At 68.6% G+C, this 7,311-nt stretch carries 7 protein-coding genes and 2 pseudogenes; 3 read left to right on the top strand and 6 right to left on the bottom strand.

The annotated features are described in order from the left end of the window. Window positions 1-167: 167 nt before the first annotated feature. Window positions 168-716: a GNAT family N-acetyltransferase gene (locus ABT186_RS47060; RefSeq protein ID WP_351226588.1), complete on the top strand. Its 549-nt coding sequence runs from the start codon at window positions 168-170 to the stop codon at window positions 714-716. 224 nt (window positions 717-940) lie between these two features. On the opposite strand, the gene ABT186_RS47055 is transcribed toward ABT186_RS47060, so the two are convergent. The 6 genes and pseudogenes from ABT186_RS47055 to ABT186_RS47030 form a co-directional block, all read right to left on the bottom strand. Further along, entirely contained in the window at window positions 941-1,417 is a 477-nt protein-coding gene (locus ABT186_RS47055) for a hypothetical protein (RefSeq protein WP_351226590.1), read from the bottom strand. Between the two features lie 93 nt (window positions 1,418-1,510). After that, entirely contained in the window at window positions 1,511-2,047 is a 537-nt protein-coding gene (locus tag ABT186_RS47050) for a hypothetical protein (RefSeq protein WP_351930576.1), read from the bottom strand. 129 nt (window positions 2,048-2,176) lie between these two features. Then, window positions 2,177-2,467 (bottom strand): annotated as a pseudogene (locus ABT186_RS47045) (IS5/IS1182 family transposase); the annotation flags it as partial. A 215-nt stretch (window positions 2,468-2,682) separates the two neighbouring features. Continuing rightward, window positions 2,683-3,105 (bottom strand): annotated as a pseudogene (locus ABT186_RS47040) (NAD(P)H-dependent oxidoreductase); the annotation flags it as partial. A gap of 136 nt (window positions 3,106-3,241) precedes the next feature. Continuing rightward, a complete protein-coding gene (locus ABT186_RS47035) occupies window positions 3,242-4,222 on the bottom strand; it encodes a trypsin-like serine peptidase (RefSeq protein WP_351930574.1) in 981 nt (326 codons plus the stop codon). Window positions 4,223-4,928: 706 nt separating this feature from the next. Beyond that, window positions 4,929-5,258, bottom strand: a complete 330-nt coding sequence (locus ABT186_RS47030; protein WP_351930572.1) for a hypothetical protein — start codon at window positions 5,256-5,258, stop codon at window positions 4,929-4,931. A gap of 280 nt (window positions 5,259-5,538) precedes the next feature. On the opposite strand from ABT186_RS47030, the gene ABT186_RS47025 reads away from it, so the two are divergent. Both ABT186_RS47025 and ABT186_RS47020 read left to right on the top strand, forming a co-directional pair. After that, entirely contained in the window at window positions 5,539-6,156 is a 618-nt protein-coding gene (locus ABT186_RS47025; protein WP_351930570.1) for a hypothetical protein, read from the top strand. A gap of 299 nt (window positions 6,157-6,455) precedes the next feature. After that, complete coding sequence (locus ABT186_RS47020; RefSeq protein WP_351930568.1) at window positions 6,456-7,238, top strand: class I SAM-dependent methyltransferase; 783 nt, start codon at window positions 6,456-6,458, stop codon at window positions 7,236-7,238. The last annotated feature ends 73 nt before the right edge of the window (window positions 7,239-7,311 follow it).

Here is a 7,311-nt window from a genome sequence, read left to right as displayed (position 1 = left end):
AGACCGCCCCACGCATACTGAGCCCCCGCTACACTCCCCACCGCCAGGCCGTTGACCAGCAGAAATACAGAAGTCCGGCTGGAGTATTAGGCGGCCCAGGTTGTAGCTGCTGCCGCTGTCGGTCGTCTGAGGCTCCTGCCCTGCGGGCGTGCGATAGGTTGCCCGCCATGACTGACCTTGGACCCGGCGCCTGGCCACCTGCCCCGATCAGGACCGAACGGCTTGTGCTCCGCCAGTCCGAGGCCCAGGACCGTGCGGCGTTCATCGAGCTGTTCGGATCGCCAGAGGTGGGCACCTACATCGGTGGCCCTCGACCGCGTGATGAGCTCGAGCGCGCGGTGCCTGAGGTGCCTGGGCGGCGCCCTGGCCTTTTCGTGATCGATCTCGACGGAGCGATGATCGGCATGGTCACGCTCGATCGGCGCGATGCAGAGCGTCCGGGTCACGTCCGTCCGGATGCCGGGGAGGCCGAGCTCGGTTACATGTTCCTGCCGGAGGCGTGGGGATGCGGGTACGCCGCCGAGGCGTGCGCAGCAGTGCTCGACTGGTTCGCCGACGTGCTTCCCAGCGAGCCGGTGGTGCTCTGCACCCAGATCGCCAACGACCGTGCGATGCGCCTCGCGGCGAAGCTGGGGTTCACCGAGGTGGAGCGGTTCGAGGAGTACGGCGCCGAGCAGTGGTTCGGCGTGTGGTCCTCGGTCACGCCGTCCGGTTGAGCTGGTGCTCGACAGCGCGGATCCACGAGGCCACCGATGGGTCGTCGGCCTCGCGCGCCGCTTGACCTCGCGGAGCACGTCGTAGGGGGGAGCGTACGGGGATGGGCTCGAGCAGTCGGCGCCGCACGGGTCTCACACACTGCACGATCGCGACGCGATCGCCGCTTGTCGGTGTGGGGAATCCCTGCCGAACTTTCGTCCCGCATTCCGTCACTCCAGGAACCTCATGTCATTGGATCTTCGGGAGGCTCAGAGGGCGACGAATGTGACGGCATCACCTCCGGGTCCGCGTCAGGATCGACCCTCACCCGCGGCAGGTCCTCGAACTGCGCGACGATCCGGCTCCAGCCACCGCTTCGCGCACCGCCGGTGGGAGCGGCATCGTCCAGCCAGATCTCCGTGCCCGGCGGAAGGTCCTCCGGTCCGCGCTCGGTGCCGATGACAAGTGTGAACTCGGGGTCATCAGGACTGCTCCGGCTGTAGTACGTGTCCCCGTCGCGCCACGCTTCCAGGGCGAAGTCCGCAAGGATCGCCCGCCCGTGGCGGCCCTCGGGAAAGAGCAGAAGCAGAGTGTCGCCCCGCACGGGCACGTCGGTGTCAGCGACACGGGCGGCCAACGCCTTGATGGGAATGGCGGGCTCGACCTGTAGACCGAAGCCGGTGCGGTGCGAGCCGGTCACGGTCACGATGTGGTAGGGCACGCCATATCTTCCCACCCTCGTGGGGCTCTCCCATAAGCCGGGCGCCGGTGGCGGTCGGTGGGCGGAACACCGCGTCGCCTTGGGCGCCGTTTCTTATGGCTCTGGTGAAGGCTGGGTGGCCTGGGGGAAGCCCAACTCGTCCAGCAGCGCGCTGAAGAGGTCTTCCGCGAAGGTCTCCCGCGAGCGCAGTAGCTCTTCGATCCGGGGCTGCTGCCCTGTGGCCGGGATGCCGGCCGCTGCAGCCCAGACGAGGGCGCCTTCAGCGTCGGCTGGAACATCCACGTCGAGCTCCGCGCGCTTGTGCCTCACAGCCTCGTTGAACTCGGGTGTGCCCACCCACAGGCTCACGTCGTCGAGGTCCTCGGGTTCCTCGGTGAGGAGTGCTGCAGCCTTATCCAGGTTGAGCCACGCCTGCCAGCGCTGCCCGTTGGTTCCCAGCCCGGTCACGAGGGCGATGTCGCTGTCAGAGACGTCTGCGACGCAGGCTGGTGCGCCGGTCCATCCGACCAGGGCGGACAGGTAGTCGTCCTCCCATGGTCCGTGATCGAACTGGAGGGTCTGCCAACCGCCCGCTCGCGGCCGCCACGCATGCACAGTGTCCTTCAGCTCCTGATTGATGCTGTCGAACACGGGTGCTTCCTGCAGCGGACGCTTGCTACGGGCGAAGACCAGGTGACCCGAAAATCCCACGGGACCTCCTCCTTGGAGAGTTTGCGCGTACCTTATGGGTTGCCACCGACAGAGAAGGCTTGGGCCGGCTCAGCTGCTGAGTCGGCGGTAGCCGATGAGGGCGGCGGCTATGCCGACGAAAGCGAGGAAGTGCTCGGCCTTGCGCTCGTTGCGGCGATGCAAGCGTCGGCATCCGGCCAGCCAGGACACGGTTCTCTCGACGAGCCAGCAATGACGGCCTAGCCATGTCGAGGACTCGATGCCCTTGCGGCCGATGCGGTGGCGGATGCCCCTCTTGCGCAGCCATCGCCGCAGGTGGTCGTACCCCTTGTCCGCATGGAGCTTCGCGGCTCGTCGGCGGGGGCCGCGGCGGGAGTGCCGGCGGGAGCGTCCAGCTGCGACCGCTCAGGGGCCGACGTATTCGTACACGCCCCGCGACGCTGCCGCAGCACCGCTCGGCGGCCGTTCGGGGTGGATTGCACCGGCATCACCACGGCGGCACCGGCTGCAACCCCTTCCTCGACGGCAGCGGCCAGATCCGGGAACGCCAGAGTGGTACCCACTCCGGCGGCCCTCCGTACTGCCTCGTCCGTGGATCAGGCGGCGCGGCCGGCCTTGAGGATGGCCGCGATCTCGACGACGCGGCGGGCCTGGTAGCGGGCTGCCTGCAGGGCCACCTCACCGGGCGGGCCGTCGGCGGCCACGTAGGAGGTGCCGTAGGGGTTGCCCGACTGGAACTGGACGGGGTCGGTGTAGCCGGGGGGCACGATGATCCCACCCCAGTGGTAGGACGTGTTCGCCAGCGCCAGGAGCGTGGAGTCCTGCCCGACGTGGGCGGTGTTGGAGGCGGTGAAGGCCGAGTACACCTTGTCCGCGAGCTTGCCCTGGAACCAGAGGGGACCGGTCGTGTCAATGAACGCCGTGAGCCGGCCTGCCGGGTTGCCGAAACGGGTGGGAGTGCCGAAGAGCACCGCGTCGGCCCCGCGTAGACGGTTCGCAGCATGGCGCGCACCACATGGTGCTCCATCGCAAGGATCTGGCGATGAGCGCCTTGCACTCAACGAGCCCATCGCTGACGGTGGGTGTCGGGCCATCGGGCCGACTTGCCGCCGGTGGACGGGATGTTGTTGCGGGCAGTGGGTTTGCTGTTGGGTCTCATGATGTAGGGCCTGCAGGTGGGGCGTTGGTAATCGCGGCACGGTAGAGGGCCCGGGTGGCGGCGCCGAAGTACGCGCTGTAGGAGACCTGGGGAGTGTTTCCGCCGGTGTGGTAGCCCCCGATCACCCCGATCACAGCCCAGCCGCCCGGCCACGGGACCAGCATCGGCCCGCCGCTGGTGCCGCCCACGAAGGCGTCGCAGGCGATGCGCGGAAAGGTACCCGGGTCGGCCGGGTCATCGCTGGCCCACCTGGTGGTCCAGCTCCAGCACTCCAACGGCTTCTCCGCTCCCGCCGGGTATCCGATCATCCGTACCGGGGCGTGGTAGTACCCCGTCCCGGTGAGCAACTCCACCCCGCCGACCGCGTCCTGGACCGAAGTTCCGTCTTGGTTGGGCTCGGTGACCGCGAAGGCGAAGTCGTACTCGGCCCCCGCGTGCTCACCCAGGTCGTAGTACTGCTGCGGGACGTAGACGCCATTGTTCCGGACCGGGAAGATACCGAAAGGCTTGAGCCCGTCGTGGTACTGGGGCACGAAGCCCAGGTTGCGCTTGGGGGAGGTGCCGGAGTAACCCTTCAGGCAGTGTCCGGCGCTGAGTACCAGGGTGTGGCCGGGGCTGCGCACCACGGAGCCACTGCAGGTGCGCCCCGTGCCGGTGGTGTCGGTCCAGAAAAAGGTGCCGGCCTGGCGCATGCCGTCGAAGCTTTTGCTGGGCGGGATGTACTCGCCGGGCTGGGGCCCGTCCACCGCAGGGGAGTCGGCCGGGGACATCGACCCGCCCTCGGCACCCTTGCCGGTGTCGCCGGGCAGGGCGGCTGCCATGCGGGCGGGGGTCCAGTAGGCGTTGAGTTGGGCGGCGACCGGATTCGGCCCGGCCGCGGCGCCGTCGGCGGAAGCTGCCGGGGCGATCCAGGCGGAGAGCAGTAGGGCTGCCGCGCATGTGGCGGCGTTTCGGATGACTCTGGTCCTACGCACCATCAGTTCCCCTCTGGGCGGACACAAGTGACGGCTCACCATAGGGGAGGTGCCGTTGCCGGCAGAAGCGTCAGTTGTAGCCAGAACACTGCGGCGCCGTCAGGGGCGCAGCGACGCGGTCGGCCCGGTGGCCGGCCGAGGCCGTCTGCCGAGCCGCGCTACCCTGCTCGCCGAGCCGGTTTGGGTACGACCGGCGGCCGTCCCGCCCATCGCTCGGCACGTCGGCCGGACAGATCCCACCGCCAAGTCTCCGTCATCAGCCGCACCACACTGTCCACCGGACCGTCAGCCGGCCTTGTCTGTACCGGAAGCCACGGTGCCGCCATCCGCGGTGTCGCTTTCCGCTTTCGACGTGTAGTTCGACCCGGCGGCGAAGCCCCGCGGCTCGCCGGTCTGTACGGCCCGCCGTACTCACGGCACACGGCGGTGTGGACCGCGGCCGCCGGGCCCATGGCCTCTGCCGGTTCGGCCGGGTACGCGCGGCACCGGGCGCAGTGATGCACTCGGCGACCGAGCTGTCACAGGCCGCCCACGCGGCCGAGCCTGCCGGCCGGAACGCTACGCCGCCCTTGGAGGCACCGCCTGCAACGGCCTGTACGTCAACCCCGAACCGGGCTGCGGGGCGAGCTGGCTTGTCCGGCCCGGCGGGCGTCGGCGCGGTTGTCCCATGAGAGGGCCTGGGCGAGTGCCGGGCCAGAGCCCGGTTTCGTCAGTCGGCGAACGACTGCGCGTAGGCGGCGAAGGCATACGTCGCTTCCAGGCTGCCCGGCCGAGGAGGGTCAGCGGGATCCCAGCCGCGCGTCCGGAAGCCCCGACGGGTCGGGATCTCGTCGTGGAGCCGGCGGAGCTCTGCCTCCGCCGACCCGCTGGGAAGCACGGTGGTGGCGACGACGAAGTCACAGTCGCTGTGCATGTCACCGGCGCGCAGCGCGAAGGAGCCCTGCACGTAGGCGCCGACGAAGGTGTCGCCGAGGATGTCGCGGACCGAGCGCGTGAAGTCGGCCAGTAGCGCGTCGAGTTCCTCGAAGGGAGTGAACATGAAGAATCTCCGTGCCCGAAGGAATGCTTGGGACTGACGGGCGCGGCGAGGATGCCGGGCATGTCGCCGCGCTCAGGCGTGGCGGATCCGCGTTGCAGCGAGGCAGTAGGACATCACGGGACGCACGGTAGTCTCCGCCGGTCCTGCTGATCAAACGAAAACTCGGCGGTTGAGCCTCTTGCCGCCCCCACGCCCGACGAAGTGCAGCACTTCATGGTTGGTGGAGGTGCAGACAGTGCGCCCGGGGGCTCCGCCGGGGTCGATCGTTAAGCTCATCTCCATGGGGCTGGAGATCACCGTGATGATCGCGGACTGGTCATGGCTGGGGGAGGTTCCGCCCCGGCAGCGGCTGCCGCGGTTGAGGGATGCCTGGTACGCCGACGAGACGGGGCTGTGGGATCACGGCGCACCGGTGGTCGAGGGCGACTGGCAGTGGCCGAGGGGACCCGAGGGCGCCTACTTCGCCATATACGAGTTCCTGCATACCTGCGGCTCGTTCAAGGCCCACTTCTGGGCCTGCCAGCGGTGGGAATCCGTCCGCGATCACGTCGACCCGCTGCTGCGAGCCGAGTTGGACACGTTGCTGATGGGGCTGATCTGGGACGGGCTGGACGGTGAGGCCGAGGACACCGACCCCGGTTTCTTCAGCGACGACCCCGGAGTCTGCTACGGCGTGCTGCTTGCGCGGTCACCGGACAACGCGCGGGAACTGGCCGCGACGTGGGAGCGGATACGGCCCCGCCTCAGCGGGATGTGCGGGCCCTTCACCGAGCATGCTGCCGTTCCCGGGGCATGGATCGGCGACTTCGACGCGTTCACCGACCTGCTGGAGGACTGGGGCCGCGTTCTCGCTGAAGCCGCCCGACGCGGCTGGGGCATCGTTGGGCTGAGCGAGTAGAGGACAGCCGGTCCCAAGCCCCTCGTCATCGCATCGGCACCTGCGCACGTGCCTTCGGATCCCCGTGCATCCATGAGCACCCTTGTGTCAGGCGCTCGCCCCTTCGGCGGGACCCTGCCCAACGTGCACGGCTGGCCGAGATCGGGCGACCAAGCCGCTGCTCTGCATTGCCGAGTCCGTACAGAACCTGCGGGATCTGCGTCTTCACCTGGGCCGATAGGCTCACGCAGGATGACTGCGACGTCACCGACAGGCCCGGATCTGGTGGCGACTTCGTCAAGTCATGGAGGTGAATTGATATGCCTGATGGATGGCATTGGGACAGCACATTATTCCAGGGAAGTGCAGCCTTCTATGAGCGCGGCCGGCTGCCGTATGCTCCTGGCTTTGCCGAATCACTGGCCACGGTCCTCGGCCTGGACGGCCGGGGCCGGCTCCTCGATGTCGGCTGCGGGCCGGGCTCCGTGATGCTCGCCATGGCACGGTTCTTCACCGAGACGGTCGGCGTCGACCCCGACGAGGACATGCTGGCCGAGGCCGAGCGACAGGCCAGGCGTCGCGGGGTGACCAACGCGCGTTGGGTGACCTCCCGAGCCGAGGACCTGCCGGCCGACCTGGGTGAGTTCCGCGTCGTCGTGTTCGCCAATTCCTTCCACTGGATGGACCGGGATCGAGTCGCCGCGACCGTCTTCGAGTTGTTGGAGCCAGGTGGCGCGTTCGTCCACATGAGCGACCTCAAGGACCAGTACGGGGAGTCGGTACCGCAGCCTCGGCCACAATCGCCTTCGGATCCTGCCCCGCCCAACGCCGAGATCCGTGAACTGGTGCGGCGGTATCTGGGCCCGGTTCGCCGTGCGGGCCAGGGAACACTTCCCAACGGCACCCCGGGCCGCGAGGACTTGGTCCTTGAGAAGGCGGGGTTCGAGGCCTTCGCACGGCACGTCATTCCGGCCGGGCAGGTGGTCGAGCGCAGCGCGGACGACATCGTGGCGTGGGTGTTCTCCCTGTCCCATTCTGCGCCGCACCTCTTCGAGGACAGGCTCGTGGACTTCGAGCGGGACCTTAGCCTCGATCTTGCGTGAGGGTCCGTCAGCTTGCTGACGGACCCTTTCGGCTCATTCGGGGGCGGTCATTTCTGCAGGTGGGCAGGCTGGT

This window comes from Streptomyces sp. NPDC001634, from assembly GCF_040298185.1.
GTDB lineage: Bacteria > Actinomycetota > Actinomycetes > Streptomycetales > Streptomycetaceae > Streptomyces.
The sequence above is the reverse complement of the archived record's forward strand: the minus strand, read 5'-3'. Positions and strand labels throughout refer to the sequence as shown.

What these genes read in the sequence shown, in the direction of transcription:
- ABT186_RS47060 (WP_351226588.1), top strand. Translation starts at nt 168, where the DNA reads ATGACTGACCTTGGACCCGGCGCCTGGCCACCTGCCCCGATCAGGACC.
- ABT186_RS47035 (WP_351930574.1), bottom strand. Translation starts at nt 4,222, where the DNA reads ATGGTGCGTAGGACCAGAGTCATCCGAAACGCCGCCACATGCGCGGCA.
- ABT186_RS47030 (WP_351930572.1), bottom strand. Translation starts at nt 5,258, where the DNA reads ATGTTCACTCCCTTCGAGGAACTCGACGCGCTACTGGCCGACTTCACG.
- ABT186_RS47025 (WP_351930570.1), top strand. Translation starts at nt 5,539, where the DNA reads ATGGGGCTGGAGATCACCGTGATGATCGCGGACTGGTCATGGCTGGGG.
- ABT186_RS47020 (WP_351930568.1), top strand. Translation starts at nt 6,456, where the DNA reads ATGCCTGATGGATGGCATTGGGACAGCACATTATTCCAGGGAAGTGCA.